The organism is Methanoculleus caldifontis (genome assembly GCF_032842345.1).
Lineage (GTDB): Archaea > Halobacteriota > Methanomicrobia > Methanomicrobiales > Methanoculleaceae > Methanoculleus > Methanoculleus caldifontis.
On record NZ_WBKO01000002.1, the window covers coordinates 53,428 to 68,359 of the forward strand.

Annotated in this window: 17 protein-coding genes and 1 tRNA gene; 15 read left to right on the forward strand and 3 right to left on the reverse strand. The window is 64.8% G+C overall.

What is annotated here, in order from left to right; translation table 11 throughout:
• The first annotated feature begins 160 nt into the window (after nucleotides 1-160).
• Nucleotides 161-868: a PIN domain-containing protein gene (locus tag F8E02_RS09070; protein ID WP_317065212.1), complete on the forward strand. Its 708-nt coding sequence runs from the start codon at nucleotides 161-163 to the stop codon at nucleotides 866-868.
• A gap of 14 nt (nucleotides 869-882) precedes the next feature.
• On the opposite strand, the gene F8E02_RS09075 is transcribed toward F8E02_RS09070, so the two are convergent.
• Nucleotides 883-1,932 carry a GNAT family N-acetyltransferase gene (locus F8E02_RS09075; protein ID WP_317065213.1) on the reverse strand — a complete coding sequence of 350 codons (1,050 nt, stop codon included), beginning with the start codon at nucleotides 1,930-1,932 and terminating at the stop codon, nucleotides 883-885.
• A 262-nt stretch (nucleotides 1,933-2,194) separates the two neighbouring features.
• Between F8E02_RS09075 and F8E02_RS09080 the strand changes: the two genes are divergently transcribed.
• The 12 genes from F8E02_RS09080 (at nucleotide 2,195) to cysE (ending at nucleotide 12,154) form a co-directional block, all read left to right on the forward strand.
• Nucleotides 2,195-2,929: a HesA/MoeB/ThiF family protein gene (locus tag F8E02_RS09080; protein WP_317065214.1), complete on the forward strand. Its 735-nt coding sequence runs from the start codon at nucleotides 2,195-2,197 to the stop codon at nucleotides 2,927-2,929.
• 10 nt (nucleotides 2,930-2,939) lie between these two features.
• Nucleotides 2,940-3,218: a ubiquitin-like small modifier protein 1 gene (locus tag F8E02_RS09085; RefSeq protein WP_317065215.1), complete on the forward strand. Its 279-nt coding sequence runs from the start codon at nucleotides 2,940-2,942 to the stop codon at nucleotides 3,216-3,218.
• Nucleotides 3,219-3,232: 14 nt separating this feature from the next.
• Nucleotides 3,233-3,640 carry a molybdenum cofactor biosynthesis protein MoaE gene (locus tag F8E02_RS09090; protein ID WP_394357933.1) on the forward strand — a complete coding sequence of 136 codons (408 nt, stop codon included), beginning with the start codon at nucleotides 3,233-3,235 and terminating at the stop codon, nucleotides 3,638-3,640.
• 500 nt (nucleotides 3,641-4,140) lie between these two features.
• A tRNA-Cys gene (locus F8E02_RS09095) sits at nucleotides 4,141-4,212 on the forward strand.
• 4 nt (nucleotides 4,213-4,216) lie between these two features.
• Nucleotides 4,217-5,584: an O-phospho-L-seryl-tRNA:Cys-tRNA synthase gene (gene pscS / locus F8E02_RS09100; protein WP_317065217.1), complete on the forward strand. Its 1,368-nt coding sequence runs from the start codon at nucleotides 4,217-4,219 to the stop codon at nucleotides 5,582-5,584.
• Nucleotides 5,585-5,586: 2 nt separating this feature from the next.
• On the forward strand, nucleotides 5,587-6,882 hold the full coding sequence (locus tag F8E02_RS09105; RefSeq protein ID WP_317065218.1) for an O-acetylhomoserine aminocarboxypropyltransferase/cysteine synthase family protein: 1,296 nt from the start codon (nucleotides 5,587-5,589) through the stop codon (nucleotides 6,880-6,882).
• Nucleotide 6,883: 1 nt separating this feature from the next.
• Entirely contained in the window at nucleotides 6,884-8,353 is a 1,470-nt protein-coding gene (gene metX, locus F8E02_RS09110) for a homoserine O-acetyltransferase MetX (protein WP_317065219.1), read from the forward strand.
• Nucleotides 8,350-8,823, forward strand: coding sequence for a DUF1890 domain-containing protein (locus F8E02_RS09115; RefSeq protein WP_317065220.1), 474 nt, complete (start codon nucleotides 8,350-8,352; stop codon nucleotides 8,821-8,823). The genes metX and F8E02_RS09115 overlap by 4 nt, the downstream gene beginning before the upstream one ends.
• The gene (locus F8E02_RS09120) at nucleotides 8,811-9,098 is read left to right on the forward strand and encodes a DUF1894 domain-containing protein (RefSeq protein WP_317065221.1); all 288 of its coding nucleotides are present in this window, start codon (nucleotides 8,811-8,813) and stop codon (nucleotides 9,096-9,098) included. Before F8E02_RS09115 ends, F8E02_RS09120 begins: the two co-directional genes overlap by 13 nt.
• Nucleotides 9,095-10,231 carry a tRNA uracil 4-sulfurtransferase ThiI gene (gene thiI / locus F8E02_RS09125; protein ID WP_317065222.1) on the forward strand — a complete coding sequence of 379 codons (1,137 nt, stop codon included), beginning with the start codon at nucleotides 9,095-9,097 and terminating at the stop codon, nucleotides 10,229-10,231. Before F8E02_RS09120 ends, thiI begins: the two co-directional genes overlap by 4 nt.
• Nucleotides 10,232-10,254: 23 nt before the next feature.
• Nucleotides 10,255-11,184 (forward strand): cysteine synthase A, encoded by a 930-nt coding sequence (gene cysK, locus F8E02_RS09130; RefSeq protein WP_317065223.1) that lies wholly within the window; start codon nucleotides 10,255-10,257, stop codon nucleotides 11,182-11,184.
• 16 nt (nucleotides 11,185-11,200) lie between these two features.
• Entirely contained in the window at nucleotides 11,201-12,154 is a 954-nt protein-coding gene (gene cysE / locus F8E02_RS09135) for a serine O-acetyltransferase (protein ID WP_317065224.1), read from the forward strand.
• Between the two features lie 8 nt (nucleotides 12,155-12,162).
• On the opposite strand, the gene nadA is transcribed toward cysE, so the two are convergent.
• Nucleotides 12,163-13,131: a quinolinate synthase NadA gene (gene nadA, locus F8E02_RS09140; RefSeq protein WP_317065225.1), complete on the reverse strand. Its 969-nt coding sequence runs from the start codon at nucleotides 13,129-13,131 to the stop codon at nucleotides 12,163-12,165.
• A gap of 78 nt (nucleotides 13,132-13,209) precedes the next feature.
• Between nadA and F8E02_RS09145 the strand changes: the two genes are divergently transcribed.
• Nucleotides 13,210-13,557: a hypothetical protein gene (locus F8E02_RS09145; protein ID WP_317065226.1), complete on the forward strand. Its 348-nt coding sequence runs from the start codon at nucleotides 13,210-13,212 to the stop codon at nucleotides 13,555-13,557.
• Between the two features lie 9 nt (nucleotides 13,558-13,566).
• Here F8E02_RS09145 and F8E02_RS09150 read toward each other — a convergent pair whose 3' ends face one another.
• On the reverse strand, nucleotides 13,567-14,559 hold the full coding sequence (locus F8E02_RS09150; protein ID WP_317065227.1) for a radical SAM protein: 993 nt from the start codon (nucleotides 14,557-14,559) through the stop codon (nucleotides 13,567-13,569).
• A 176-nt stretch (nucleotides 14,560-14,735) separates the two neighbouring features.
• Here F8E02_RS09150 and F8E02_RS09155 point away from each other — a divergent pair, with 176 nt between their 5' ends.
• A complete protein-coding gene (locus tag F8E02_RS09155) occupies nucleotides 14,736-14,930 on the forward strand; it encodes a MoaD/ThiS family protein (RefSeq protein WP_317065228.1) in 195 nt (64 codons plus the stop codon).
• Nucleotides 14,931-14,932 lie beyond the last annotated feature (2 nt).

Genomic DNA, 14,932 nt, shown 5'->3' on the forward strand with positions numbered 1-14,932 from the left:
TATAAACTTTAAACATTTTTGATCCTGCACGTCCACGCATTTTGCCGGAAACAGCCCAAAAATATTAGTCTTTTAGGTTACACAACCGGAGCGAGGCCTCTGCTGCAGCAGGGCCCCGCCGGGAAACCATTATCCCTGCCCGGCACCACCGCCCGCCGGCATGACCGTCGTATGTATCGATACGAACCGTTTTCTCGAGCTGTACGGGTCAAACGAGGACCCACAGGAGATCTTTCTCGACGTCAAGGCGATCGCAGGAAACCTCGTCTTTCCCGACATCATCCTCGACGAGTTCCTCCGCAACCGCGCAAAAGTCCTCGACCGGGTTGCAGACGACGTGCGGAAACGGGAGACCGACGAGGTCCGCCTGCCGTCTGTCTTCCGGGGAAACCCGAATGCTCTCGCGTTGCAGCGCATCGGAGAAGAGTACAACCGGGCTGCCGGGGCTCTTTATGATGATATCCAGACGATGATCGCGGAGCCTGCCGCCGACCCGGTCGCCCGGGCGTTCATGGAACTCTCCCTCGACCCGGCCGTCCGGATCCTTCACCGGACGGAGGAGCTCATCGACCGGGCTCATCGCCGGAAACTTCTCGGCAACCCCCCGAAGAGCCCGGGTACGGATACCATCGGCGACGAGCTCATCTGGGAGACGCTTCTTGCGAACCTCGCCGAGGACCTTATCCTCGTCAGCCGGGACCGGACGTACCGCTACCACACTGCTTACCTCGTGCAGGAGTACCGGGAGAGGACGGAGAGCAGACTCACGATCACCGAGCGGATATCCGACGCCCTGAAACTCGTCGGCAGGCTGCCGTCCCCGGCGCTGGTCAGGCTCGAAGGCGGCGAGGAGGTGGCCGGGAGCTGAGGAGTTCCGGACCGTCACTCGATGTACGCGAGGACCTTGCGCTTCATCGGGGCTCTGCTCGCGATGGTGCTGTAGGCCCAGCGTGCCATCCGGCCGATGAGGTCCTGCCTGCTCAGTTCCAGAAAGAGGGTGAGAGAGGGGTTGAACTTGGACTTAAAGAGGTTTAAGTTCTCGTTGTTCGCCCCGACGTTCTCCATCTGCCGGTACCCCCGTTCCTTCGCCTGCTGGAGAAGAAGCCACTGCAGGAACTCGTTGCCGGGCATCGCGGTCATCTTCGGGGCCCCCATCCAGAGGGTGAAGACCTTGTACTCCTGGGTGGCCTGCACCCCGGTAACCGTGCCTTCGGCGTCGTAGAGGTAGTAGAGGCCGAGCTCGTCGGGATACGCCCGAAAGAGGTCCTCGAAGTAGGCCCGGTTGATCATCGGAATATTCATGTCGGGGTCGCTGAACCGCTCGGCGACCGAGGAGTAAAAGATCGAGATGTCCGTGCTCTTCTCGAGGCGGTATCCGTTCTTCTCGACCTTCCGCAGCTTGGTCCTGAGATTGGAGGAGAAACCGTCCCAGATCTCCTGGATGGGCGGCATGAGGTCGATGAGGTAGGAGAAGTGAATCCGGGTTTCGTAGCCCTCGCCGAGGAACTGCCGGACATCGATGAACCCCGGCACCTGGGTTATGGCGAGGTAATTCGGGGCCAGGGCCGCAAACTCGCTCTCCAGGTCCTCCGTGATGATCGCGAGCATCGACTCTTTCTTGCTCTGTTTCGCGGTGTCGTAGCGGCGGCCCATGAGGAACCCGAGATACGGTATCACCGACTGGAGTGGAGGAGGCGAGAGGAGGAGGTTGATCCCGTGCATCTGCTTCTGGAAGAGCGGGCAGATGCCGATCAGTTCGTTGCCCTTGAAGATGCCGTAGGGGAGGAACCGGAAACCGGTGTGCCTCTCGGTGATCTTCAGAAAGTCCCACTTGTGGAAGAGGCGGCCGGAGGCGCTCTCGTCCACGAACGTATCCCATCTCTCCCTATCGTCGATGAGTCCTGTAGTAATTCTCTTCCCCCCTTCCGGCATTGCTGCCGGTCGCGGTGGAGTATTCACGATTGTTCATATATACATTTCGCCGAATCGCACCGATCAGGCCTGGGTATTTATTCCTGAAGTTATATATTATGGCAAATTAAATTTCTCCGGACCGGATGCCGGGCCCTCCGGGCTGCCGGCAACGGCGGCTTCACGGAATCATAACCTTCAAATCGACCCGGGCACCACATAACAAGCGTATTCGTCTGCGGACGCAAAGCCTCTAAGCGCTGCACTGGAGGAGAGACCTGATATGCTCACGGACCGGGAACTGGAACGCTATCGGCGGCAGATCGCGCTCTTCGGAGAGGATGCCCAGGAGCGATTGAAGAAGGCGAGGGTCGTCATCGTCGGGGCCGGCGGGCTTGGCTGCCCGGCCGCTCTCTACCTTGCCGCCGCCGGCATCGGGGAGCTTCGGCTGGTCGACGGCGACGTCGTGGACCTGACCAACTTAAACCGGCAGGTGCTCCATACCGATCGCGACATCGGGCGGGCGAAGGTCGAGTCGGCGGCCGAAAAACTCCTCGCGCAGAACCCCGATCTCAGGGCTGTTTCGATCCGTGCGACCGTCGACGAGGAGAATGCCACTGAGATCGCGGGCGGGGCCGATCTCATCATCGACGCCGCCGATAACTTCCGGGTGCGCTATACCCTCAACCGGGTGGCGCTCCATGCGGGCATTCCGCTCATTCACGGGGCGGTGAGGGGGTTCGACGGACAGGCGACGACGATCGTCCCCGGCCGGACGGCCTGCCTCGAATGTATCTTCCCGACACCCCCGCCCGGCGAGAGCGTCATCCCCGTGGTCGGGACCACGGCCGGGATCATCGGGCTCGTCCAGGCGAACGAGGCGATCAAGTATATCACCGGGACCGGCGACCTTCTCACGAACCGGCTGCTCATCTGGGACGGGCGGGCCGCCACGATGGCGACCCTGCCGGTCGAGCGGCAGGAGGAGTGCGGCGCGTGCGGGACCGATCGGTGTTGAGGAGCGGAAGATGCAGGTTAGAGTAAGGGCGTTTGCCCGGTTGAGGGAGGCCATCGGGGGGGACCTGACGCTTGAGACCCCCCAGGGCACGACGATGAGCGGGCTGCTTGCGGCGGTCGGCGACGTATCGAGAGATGCTCATGAGGCGCTCTTCGAGGAGAGCGGGGAACTCAGGGGATACGTGATCCTGATGCACAACGGCAGGCGCGTCCGGCGTGCGGAGGCGGCGACGCTCACCCTCGCCGAAGGCGACGAGGTCGCGCTCTTCCCGCCGGTGGCGGGCGGGTGACGGAGGAGATCAACATGATCAGCGTAACAAGAGACGATTTTGATCTGAACGCCGAGATCGACCGGGTAAGAAGGCCGGACATGGGTGGCCTGGTCACCTTCCTCGGCGTCGTCAGGGACGAGGGCGGTCTTGAGGCGATGGAACTCGAGGCCTACGAGGAGGTTGCGGTGAAGGAGATGGAGACGATCCGGGACGAGGCGTTTGCAAAGTTCCCGATCGGGGCCGTCACCGTCATTCACCGGATCGGCCGGCTCCGGGTCGGCGAGAACATCCTTCTCATCGTCGTCGGCGCCGGGCACCGGAAAGAGGCGTTTGAGGCCTGTGAGTATATCCTCGAGCGGATCAAGGAGAGCGTGCCGATCTGGAAGAAGGAGATCGGGGAGGGCGGCGAGCGCTGGGTGCCGGGGGACTCCGGAAAGTAGAGCCTTCTTTTTTACTCACTCCAATCTCTCAGTTCAGATCCCATGGAGCACTCAAAGATTGGGGACGCGCAGGAGAGGGTTTGGAATGGTCGTCCGGGCATGGAAAATGGGTCTGATCTCCGGCAGGCTGTGGCTTTCTCGCTGCCGAAAACATACCGGAGCGGGAGACGTCGGGCCGATCCGATCCGGCAACGACAGTGAGGAAAATCTCCCGGTTTTCCGACGCGAGCGGTACAGCCGGAAGTGGTTGACCGCCGTGATGGGCACGACCGGTTCCACCGCTCTACGATGAGGCTCGTGCCCCTTCTTCACAACGGTCACGATTCCCCTGCGCCGTGACCGGCATCGGCATGCCGGCGGCCTGTCAACGTCCGCGTGACTGTAGCATGTCCGGAACGGTTCCACAGCGAATGCCCGATAGCCGGCGTGACCCGAAGATATAAATATTCACAATTGTTATCTATGATGGGTGAGATTAACAATTGTTAATTCATACCCTTGCCGAGGTGGCGGAACGGCTACGCGGTTGACTGCAGATCAACTCCATCCCGGTTCGACTCCGGGCCTCGGCTCTCCATGAAGGAACAGATCCAGAAGACGTTCGAAGCGCTCTTCGCGCTCGAGGATATCCGGGAAGTGCTCCGGGAGGCGCTCCCGACCGGCCCGGATCCCGCCGAAGAGCAGGCGATCCGGGAGGGTGTCGCCCGGGTCCGTGCCGTCCTCGACGACCTGGAGGCCGGGACGGGCTCTCCGCAGGTCACGAAGATCGCAGGCAGCCTCGATATCCGGAACAGGGAAGAGGCGTATATCAATATCCAGCCGATCCAGGCCGCCGGCCGCCTGACCCTCGAGGCCCGGAAGGCCCTCATCGCCTACGGCGACGGTTACTCCACCTGCGACGCCTGCCGCAAACCCTTCCGTCTCGACCAGATTACAAAGCCCCCCATCGCGGCGTTTCACGAGGATCTTGCCCGGTTCCTGAATATGGACGTGGTCCGCGTCGTTCCCGGCGCCCGCCGTGGGTTCCAGGCGGTCGCCTCCACGCTCGTCAAGCCGGGCGACCCGGTCATCGTCTCGGCTCTCGCCCACTACACGGAGTTCCTGGCCGTCGAAGGGGCGGGAGGCGTGGTGAAGGAGGTCTCGGTCTCGAAAGAGAACCTCGTCACCCCCGACGCCGTCGCCGCAAAGATCGAGGACGTCCGGCGCGAGACCGGGAGGACTCCGGCGCTCGCCATGATCGACCACGTGGACTACCAGTTCGGGAACGTCCACGACGTCGCCGGCATCGCGAAGGTCGCTCACCAATACGACGTCCCCTTCCTCCTCAACGGGGCCTATACCGTCGGCACCATGCCCGTCGACGGCAGAGCGATCGGGGCCGACTTCGTCGTCGGCTCCGGGCACAAGAGCATGGCCTCCCCCGCCCCGTCCGGGGTCCTCGCCGCCACCGCCGAGTGGGCGCCGCGGGTCTTTCGGACCACGGCGATGGTCGGAGACCTCACCCGCCGGAAGTTCGGGGTCAAGGAGGTGGAGATGCTCGGATGCACCCTGATGGGGGCGAACCTGATCGCCATGATGGCCTCGTTCCCCGCAGTCCGGGAGCGTACCCTCCGCTGGGACGAGGAGGTGAAGAAGTCAAACCACTTCATCGACGGCCTTCTCGCTATCGAGGGCACGAAGGTCCTCTCCGAGTACCCGCGGAAGCACACCCTCACCAAGGTGGACACCACCGGGAGTTTCGATACGGTCGCGGCGACCCACAAGCGGCGGGGCTTCTTCCTCTCCGACGAGCTCTCAGGGCGTGGTATCGCCGGGGAGTTCGCCGGCGCCACCCGGACCTGGAAACTGAACACCTTCGGCCTCTCCTGGAAGAAGATCCGTTACCTGACGGAGGCCTTCCAGGAGATCGCCGCAAAATATGAACTGAACGTCAGGACAGCATAAGTATGAGCACACACCACTATCGGCCGGGCACGCTCGCCCTCCACGCCGGCCAATCGCCCGATCCGGCGACGGGAGCCCGGGCAGTACCGATCTACCAGACGACCTCCTATGTCTTCCGCGACACGGAACACGCAGCAAACCTCTTTGCTCTCAAAGAGCCCGGGAACATCTACACGCGGCTGATGAACCCCACCACCGACGTCTTCGAGCAGCGGATGGCCGCCGTCGAAGGCGGGACCGGAGCGGTCGGGGTCGCGTCGGGGATGGCGGCTATCTCAAACGCGCTCCTTGCCGTCACCCGACCGGGCGACGAGATCGTCGCCGCCGACAACCTCTACGGCGGCACCTACGAGCTCTTCAACTACACGTTCCCGAAACTAGGGCGGAAGGTGGCCTTCGTCGACTCGACCGATCCGGAGGCCTTCCGGGCGGCGATAACGGAGAAGATCCGGGCGGTCTACGCAGAGTCGATCGGGAACCCCAAACTGGACGTTCCCGACTTTGAGGCCATCGCGGCGATCGCCCACGAGGCCGGGGTGCCGTTCGTCGTGGACAACACCGCTGCGGTCGGCCTGGTCCGCCCCATCGACCACGGCGCCGATATCGTCGTCCTCTCGGCCACCAAGTTCGTCGGGGGCCACGGCACCTCGATCGGCGGGGTGATCGTCGATTCCGGCAACTTCGCCTGGGATAACGGGAAGTTTCCCGGGTTCACCGAGCCCGACCCCTCGTACCACGGGCTGCAGTACTGGGAGACGTTTCGCGACTACTCGGGTCTCGGGAACGTCGCCCTCGTCTACAAGGTCCGGCTCGAGGTCCTCCGGGACATGGGCGCGTGCCTCTCGCCGATGAACGCCTTCCTCCTCCTGCTGGGGCTTGAGACGCTCCACCTCCGGATGGAACGGCACTCGGAGAACGCGCTGGCTGTCGCCCGGTTCCTCCGGGACCACCCGAAGGTCGCCTGGGTGAACTACCCGGGGCTCCCCGATCACCCGGCCCACGCCCTCGCCCGGAAGTACCTCGCCGGCGGTTTCGGCGCCCTGGTCGGGTTCGGGGTGAAAGGGGGGTGCGATGCAAGCAGGAAGGTGATCGAGCGCCTGCGGCTCTTCTCGCACCTGGCAAATATCGGCGACGCAAAGAGCCTCGTCATCCACCCCGCGAGCACCACCCACCAGCAGCTGACGCCCGCGGAGCAGGCGGCGTGCGGTGTCACCCCGGATTACATACGCCTCTCCGTCGGGATAGAGGATATCAGGGATATCATCGAAGACCTCGACCAGGCTCTGCGGGATGCGTAACATGCCCGGTTCGGTCGGTACCGTGCGGACCGGGTACGTCACCTTCCCCGAACCCCTCATTCTCGAGAGCGGCGCGGTCCTCGCCCCGGTGACGATCGCCTACGAGACCTACGGGCGGCTGAACCGGGAGAAGAGTAACGCGATCCTGATCTGTCACGCCCTCTCCGGCGACGCCCACGCGGCAGGCTACCACGAGGGGGCCGATCGGCCGGGGTGGTGGGACGGGGTCGTCGGTCCCGGAAAGGCCTTCGACACCGACCGCTACTTCGTCGTCTGCTCAAACGTCATCGGCGGCTGCAAGGGATCGACGGGGCCGGCCTCCGTCAACCCGGCGACCGGCCGGCCCTACGCCCTCGCGTTCCCCGTGATCACCGTGCGGGACATGGTCCGGGCGCAGAAACGGCTGATAGATCACCTCGGAATCGAGTGCCTCGCCGCGGTGGCAGGCGGTTCGATGGGGGGCATGCAGGCGCTCCAGTGGGCGGTCGCCTACCCGGAGGCAGCCCGGAAGGTGATCGCGATCGCCACGACCGCACGCTCGACCGCCCAGCAGATCGCCTTCAACGAGGTCGGGCGGCAGGCGGTCATGGCCGATCCCGCGTGGGCGGGCGGAGACTACCCGGCCGACCATCTACCGGTGCAGGGACTTCGACTCGCCCGGATGATCGGGCACATCACCTACCTCTCCGACGGGGCGATGCGCGAGAAGTTCGGGCGCAACCTGCAGGGCCGCAGCACCGTCGGCTACGGCTTCTCCACCGAGTTCCAGGTCGAGAGTTACCTCCACCACCAGGGCGACACCTTCACCCGGCGGTTCGACGCCAACTCCTACCTCTACATAACCCGGGCGCTCGACTACTTCGACCTCGCCGTGGACGACTCGCTCGCCGCCGGTCTTGCCGGGGCGAAGGCTTCGTTCCTGGTCGTCTCGGTATCCTCGGACTGGCTCTACCCGCCCTACCAGTCCGAGGAGATCGCAAACGCGCTGGCCGCGAACGGCATTCCCGTCCAGTACTGCGAGATCCGGTCGAATTACGGCCACGACGGTTTCCTCCTCGAAGACGGGCAGATGAACTACCTCATCGGCACGTTCCTCGATCACCTGCTCGTCCGGGACGTCATGGAGACGGATGCCCCGACCATCGCCGAGCGGGCGTCCATCCACGACGCTGCGAGGATCATGATCGAGAACGCCGTCAACCACCTCCCCGTCCTCGCCGAACGGGGCGATCTCGCCGGGATCGTCACCTCCTGGGACATCGCGAAAGCGGTCGCCTGCAGTCACGGGAGCCTCGACGAGATCATGTCCCGCTCGGTCGTCACCGCCGCGCCGGACGAACCGGTCACGGAGGCCGCCCGGAGGATGGAGGAGCGCTCGATATCCGCCCTCCCCGTCGTCGACGCCGACCGGCGGGTGATCGGGCTCATATCGAGCGATGCCATCAGCACGCTGATAGGACGATGCGCATGACAACACAAGCAGAAAAAAATGAATCGGCTCTCCTGATCTTCGGGTGCCCGGAGGTCCCGGTGCAGGCGGCGATCGGCCTCTATCTTGCAGGCCGGCTCGCCGAGGACGGCTACGACGTGGTCACGGCCGGAAACCCCTCGGTTCTCGCGCTCCTCCGCGTCTCCGACCAGAAAAAGCATTACATCGGAAAAACCGTCGACCTCGACCGTTGCATCGGGGAAGTCGCGGAGAAGAAGCGGGACGCCGCCCTCTGCGTGGTCTTCGCCCATAACGATGCCGGTCTCTCGTATGCCGCCTCGATGCGCTACCTCCTCCCGGAAGCGCGCCTCGTCGTCGTCGTCTTCGGCCGGAATGCCGAGGAACTCGCAGCACAGGTCGAGTTCCCCTGCGAAAAGGTCGTGGAGAAGGCGGTCCACAACCCGGTGAAGTTGAAGAAAGGGATCGACGAGGTCTTCGGATGGCGTGCATAGACGAGCTCGACCCGGAGGTTCTCCTCCGGGGTGCCTCCTTCGCGGAATGTCGCGCCCTGGTGGAGAAGCGCTGCCACGAGGTCTACTACGTCGACCCGGGATACGCGATCTTTGATAAGCACATCATCGGGGTCCCGCCGATCGCCGTCGGGGTGGAGGAGGATACCTTCATCCTCCTCCCCTACACCAAGCCCTGTTACGGGACGTTCCTGATCCGGGTGCCGGGGGGCGAGGAGATCGAACGGCTCAGGCAGAAGGGGAGAAAGAGACCGTGATCGATCCGGAACAGGTCTGGCTGGTGCGCTACTCCGAGGTCTTCCTCAAGTCGGAGCCCGTCCGCCGGGAATGGGAGAGGACCCTGATCCGGAATATCAAGAGAGTGCTTCCCGATTCAGAACCCTGGCGGGAGCGCGGGAGGATCTGGCTTTCAGGCGTGGTCGATCCGGAGAAACTCAAGAGTATCTTCGGGATCGTCTCGATCTCACTCTGCGACGTCGTGCCGCTCGACGGGCTCTCCGGGGGCATCCTCGCCTTCTGCGAGCGCCGCGACATTGCGGAGGCGGCGACCTTCGCCCTCCGGATCCGGCACGTCGGGAAACACTCCTTCACCTCCCGGGATCTTGCCGAGCGGCTCGGAGACCTGATCCGAGGGGAGTACCCGCACCTCCGCGTCGATCTCGACGACCCGGAGCGGGAGATCTTCGTCGAGGTCCGGGACGGGACCTGCTACCTCTTCGACCAGAAGATCCCTGCCGTCGGCGGCATTCCCCTCGGCGTCGAGGGGACGCTCGTCGCGCTCGTCTCCGGCGGTATCGACTCCCCGGTCGCGGCCTATCTGATGATGAGGCGCGGGTGCCGGATCGTCCCCGTCTACGTCGGGCTCGAAGGCTACCTCGACGGGACGAACCTCGCCCGGACCGAGGCCACAATCGAGGCCCTCCGCCGGTACCAGCCCGATATCGAACTTATGGTCGTCGGAGACGGCTACCTCGCCCGGGCGCGGCAGGGCCTCGAGGAGCGGGGAGAGGAGCGCTACACCTGCCTCCTCTGCAAGCGGCGGATGTACCGGATCGCCGCCGACGTTGCCCGGAGGGAGGGGGCGAAGGGTTTCGTCACCGGGGAGTCGATGGGCCAGGTCGCGTCGCAGACCCTCGATAATCTCGCGGTGCTCACCGATGCGGCGACGATCCCGGTCTACCGGCCGTTGATCGGGTTCGACAAGGAGGATGTCGTCCGGCTTGCCCGCAAGATCGGGACGTTCGACGCGTCGATTACCCCTGCCTGCGGGTGCGGGGCGGTGCCGGCACGGCCCGCCACCGCTGCGACGATCGAGACCGTCCGCGCTCTCGAGGAAGCGGTGAGAAATGTTGATGATGTGGGAGCGCTTGCAGACCCTGACAATGCGTGAGTGAGAGAAGGAGGCTGATACCGATGGGACGGATATACCATGACATCACCTGGACGATCGGGAACACCCCGCTCGTTCGGCTGAACCGGGTGACGGAAGGCTCCCGTGCGACCGTCCTCGCCAAGGTGGAGTCGTTCAACCCGATGGGAAGCGTGAAAGACCGGATAGGTGTCGCGATGATCGACGGGGCCGAGCGGACCGGCGAGATCCGGGAGGGGACGACGATTGTCGAGGCGACGAGCGGCAACACCGGGATTGCACTCGCGTTCGTCTGCGCCGCCCGCGGCTACCCGCTCGTGCTCGTGATGCCCGAGACGATGAGCGTGGAACGGCGAAAGCTCCTCGCAGCGCTTGGCGCCGAGGTGGTCCTCACGCCCGGAGCCGAGGGGATGAGGGGAGCGGTCGGCCGTGCGGCCCACATAGCCGCCGAGAACCCGAACACCTATTTCGTGCCCCGGCAGTTCGAGAACCCGGCGAATCCCGCCGTCCATCGCCGGACGACGGCCGAGGAGATCTGGCGGGACACCGATGGGATCGTCGATGCCATCGTCGCCGGCGTCGGGACGGGCGGGACGATCACCGGGGTCGCGGAGGTCATCAAGGCTCGAAAACCCTCCTTTAAGGCCATCGCCGTCGAACCGGCCGAGTCCCCCGTCCTCTCGGGCGGAACGGCCGGCCCGCACCGGATCCAGGGGATCGGGGCCGGGTTCGTGCCGGATGTTCTCAGAACCGATCTCGTCGACGAGATCCTCCGGGTTACCTCCGCGGATGCCTTTGCGATGAGCCGCCAGCTCGCCGCGAAGGAGGGAATCCTTGCCGGCATCTCCTCGGGCGCCGCGGCTCACGCGGCCTTGCAGGTTGCGGCCCGGCAGGAGTTCGAGGGGAAGACGATCGTCGTGATCCTCCCGGATACGGGCGAGCGCTACCTCTCGACCGATCTCTTTGGAGCATGACGGGGGACGGGGCGCGGTGAGCATCAGGGAAGATATCCGGACGGTCTTTACAAAAGACCCGGCGGCCCGGTCGACGCTCGAGGTGATCTGCTGCTACCCGGGTCTCCACGCGATCTGGGCGCACCGGATAGCGCATGCCTTCTACTGCCGCCGGCTCTATTTCCCGGCCCGGCTCGTCTCCCATATCTCGCGAGCGCTGACCGGGATTGAGATCCACCCCGGCGCGAAGATCGGGCGCCGGGTCTTCATCGACCACGGCTCAGGCGTCGTGATCGGGGAGACGGCGGAGGTCGGCGACGACGTCCTGATCTACATGGGCGTGGTTCTCGGCGGCACGGCGCTTGAGCAGACAAAAAGGCACCCGACCATCGAGGACGGCGTCGTCATCGGGTCGGGGGCGAGCGTTCTCGGCCCCATCACCGTCGGCCGCGGGGCAAAGATTGGGGCGGGTTCGGTCGTCGTCCGCCCCGTCCCCCCTGGTGCGACGGTCGTTGGGGTTCCGGGCAGGCTCGCGGGCCCGAAGTGCCGGAAGGGCCAGGAGCGACTCGACCGCGGCGACCTCCCCGACCCGATGCTCCGGGTGGTCAGCCGCATGCTCGATAGGCAGAACCGGATCGACGAGCGGCTCCGGGCGGTGGAGCGGTCGGGATTGGTCGGCGGCAAACGGCAGGAGGAGATCGCGCTCGAGGAGAGCGTCAGGGCGGCGCTGAGAGAGGTGATCGACCCGGAGGTCGGGATCGACGTCGTCGATCTCGGCCTCGTCAAGGGGATCACCGTCCAGGACTCCTCGGTGCTCGTGGAGATGGTCCTGACCACCGCCGCCTGCCCTCTCGTCGACTACCTCTCCGACCAGGTCAGGAGCCGGGTGCTCGACGTGAGCGGTGTCAGGGACGTCGAGGTCCGGGTGCTCGACGAACCCTGGGACTGGGACCGGTTCTTCGCTCAGAGAGACATTCTTGGCGAACCCTGAAGACCGGCCTACCGGGGGAGGTCCAGCATCCGCCGGATCGCCGTCCGCGCCCGGGCGGCGGTATCCTCCGGGACCGTCACCCGCGGCTCACACCGTTCGAGGGCTGCAAGCACCTTCGCGAGATCGGTCTTTTTCATGTTGACGCAGACCGCCCGGCTCGAGAGAGGGAAGAAGACCTTTTCCGGGCACTGTTTTTTGAGCTGGTGGAGGAGCCCTGCCTCGGTGCCGATGACGAACTCCCGGCAGGGGCTCGCACAGGCGTGCCGCACCATTCCCGAGGTCGAGAAGACGCGATCGGCGCGGTCGATCACCTCGGGCCGGCACTCGGGATGAACGAGCACCTCGGCGTCCGGGTGGGCACGGCGGGCTTCCTCCACGTCCCCGGTTGTCATCCGGTCGTGGACGATGCAATAGCCGTCCCAGGGGAGGATCTCTTTTTCGGTGAACCGGGCGACGTAGCGGCCGAGGTTCCGGTCGGGAAGGAAGATAACCTGCTCCGCCGCGAGCGACTCGACGACGGCGACGGCGTTTGCGGAGGTGCAGCAGATATCGCTCTCCGCCTTCACTTCGGCGGAGGTGTTGACGTAGGCAACCACGGCGGCTTTTGGGAACCGCTCGCGGAGAACCCGGACCTCGCCGGGGACGACCATCTCCGCCATCGGACAGCAGGCGTCGGCCGCGGGCAGGACGACCGTCTTCTCCGGCGAGAGGATCGCCGCCGTCTCGGCCATGAAGTCGACGCCGCAGAAGACGATGACGTCGGCATCGACCTTCGCCGCCGCTTGTGCGAGTTCGAGCGAGTCCCCGACGAGGTCGGCGACCTCCTGCACCGTCGGGATCTGGTAGTTGTGGGCGAGGATGACGGCGCCGCGCTCCTCTTTCAACGCGGCTATCCGTTCGACGAGGGTTTGGGCGGGACTTGAAGATGGGATGGTATCACAACCTCTCTTTGCAGTCGACGATGCGGTCCTGTCCATAACTGTTATCCCTGTGCGCACTTAACAATTGTTAATACGTGATCCGGCCCGGGTTGCCGGACTTACAGGGACGATCCCATGGCGCGAATCTTATCTGAACGGGACGTGACGATCCTGAAGAGATCTGCCCCGGAATGCCTGGGGCTGGTCTGCGCGGGTTCAGGAGGGCCATACCGGTCCATCCTCCCCCCGCTTGCGAACCACTACGCGACGGACGCAGAGGATTTCCGGAAGCGGCTGGAACGGCTGAACGATGACGACCTCCGTTACCTCGTAGGACTGATACTGGACGGGAGCGAGAGCCTCGGCTGCGTTCCTCCCGAGCATATTGAGGTCTTCCTCACCTTCGTCGATGACCGGCTCGGCCGGGACGCCGCCCTCGCGATCCTGCAGTATTACGAGAGGGAGGACGGGTGCGCCCGGTGAGCCCCTGCCTCAGACATCCCGGAATGGGGTGAGGTCGCACCCGGTGCAGGGGAGGCACATCGTCCTCGCCCGCCGGGGGTCAAGGTCGTGTCGTTCCAGTGTCTCGCGGGTCATCGCCGCGAGGCGGAGGAGCCGCTCCGGCGACGGGCGCTCGACGGCGATCTCCCCCGCCCGGAGGGGCGATGCGGAGATCGGCCGGAGGATGGGAATGACGCCTATCCTCGCAAGAAGGGCGACGCCGTCTCTGATCGTTTCGTCGTCTTCGCCGAGGCCGATGATGAAGTTCGAGAAGACGGCGTTCCTCCCGAAGACCTCCACCGCCCCTGCGAGCGCATTGAGGATGAACGGAAGGGAGAGGCCGGGGCAGACCCGCGCGAAGATTGCCGGGTCCATCGTCTCGACGTTGTACTTGATCTCATCGGCACCGGCGGCGCGGAGGATCGCGGTCGAGTCCGCGGTCGGATAGACCGAGACCCCGATCGGGAGATCGAACCGCGCCCGGAGCGCCCTCACCACGGCGGCCATCCGCTCCACCTCCTGCTCCGGCGATCCGGCGACGCCGCTCGTGAGGGAGATCGCAGAGAGGCTCCCGCTGGCGGCAGCCTCCTCGACCATCCTGACGACCGTCTCCGTGTCCTTGATCGCCCCGTCGAGCTTCGGCACCGGGCAGAACTTGCAGTCGTAGATGCAGCGCTCGCTGACGGTGATGTAGGCCTGTTCCGGGCAGTGACAGAGCGAGCGCTCGAGCCTGCCCCGCACGATCGTCTCCCCATTCCGGACAATGGCGATCCCATCCCTGTCCGGGACGACCCGGAGCGGCGATGCGGGGTTGACGGAGAGGCGGACCCGCCGGCCGCCGGAGCGGATGAAGACCGACGACCCTCCGGCGCCGGGACCCGCCGTCGCCGTTGTCGGCAGGAAATCTGCGCTTAGCGCCTCGTCGATGCTCGCCGACCCTATGCTGATGAGATACGCCTTCTCCTCGGGTGTCATGGTACGCATGAATTCAGCTCCTCCCTCTCGTTGTCGTGGCTGCCGGGACGGAAGTTAACAATTGTTAATCAGACTTATGGGTATCGCCAGGGATCCATATATTACTTGTCGTTGCGGCCGAATCTGCCGCATTCCGGTTCTGCAGGACATTTATGGGGTGGCGGGACCAATGCTCTGGGACAGGTATGCAGATCATCCTCCCGGACAGGAGCGTGCGGACGCTTTCCTGCGCCTCCGCGCCGATAGAAGAGATCCTCCTTGAGCTCGGCATCAACCCGGCGACCGTGATCGTCGTGAAGAACGGCAGGATCGTCCCCGAGGACGTGACGGCGGAAGAGGGCGACGAGCTCCGGATCCTCCGGTTCTCGCACGGCGGGTGAAC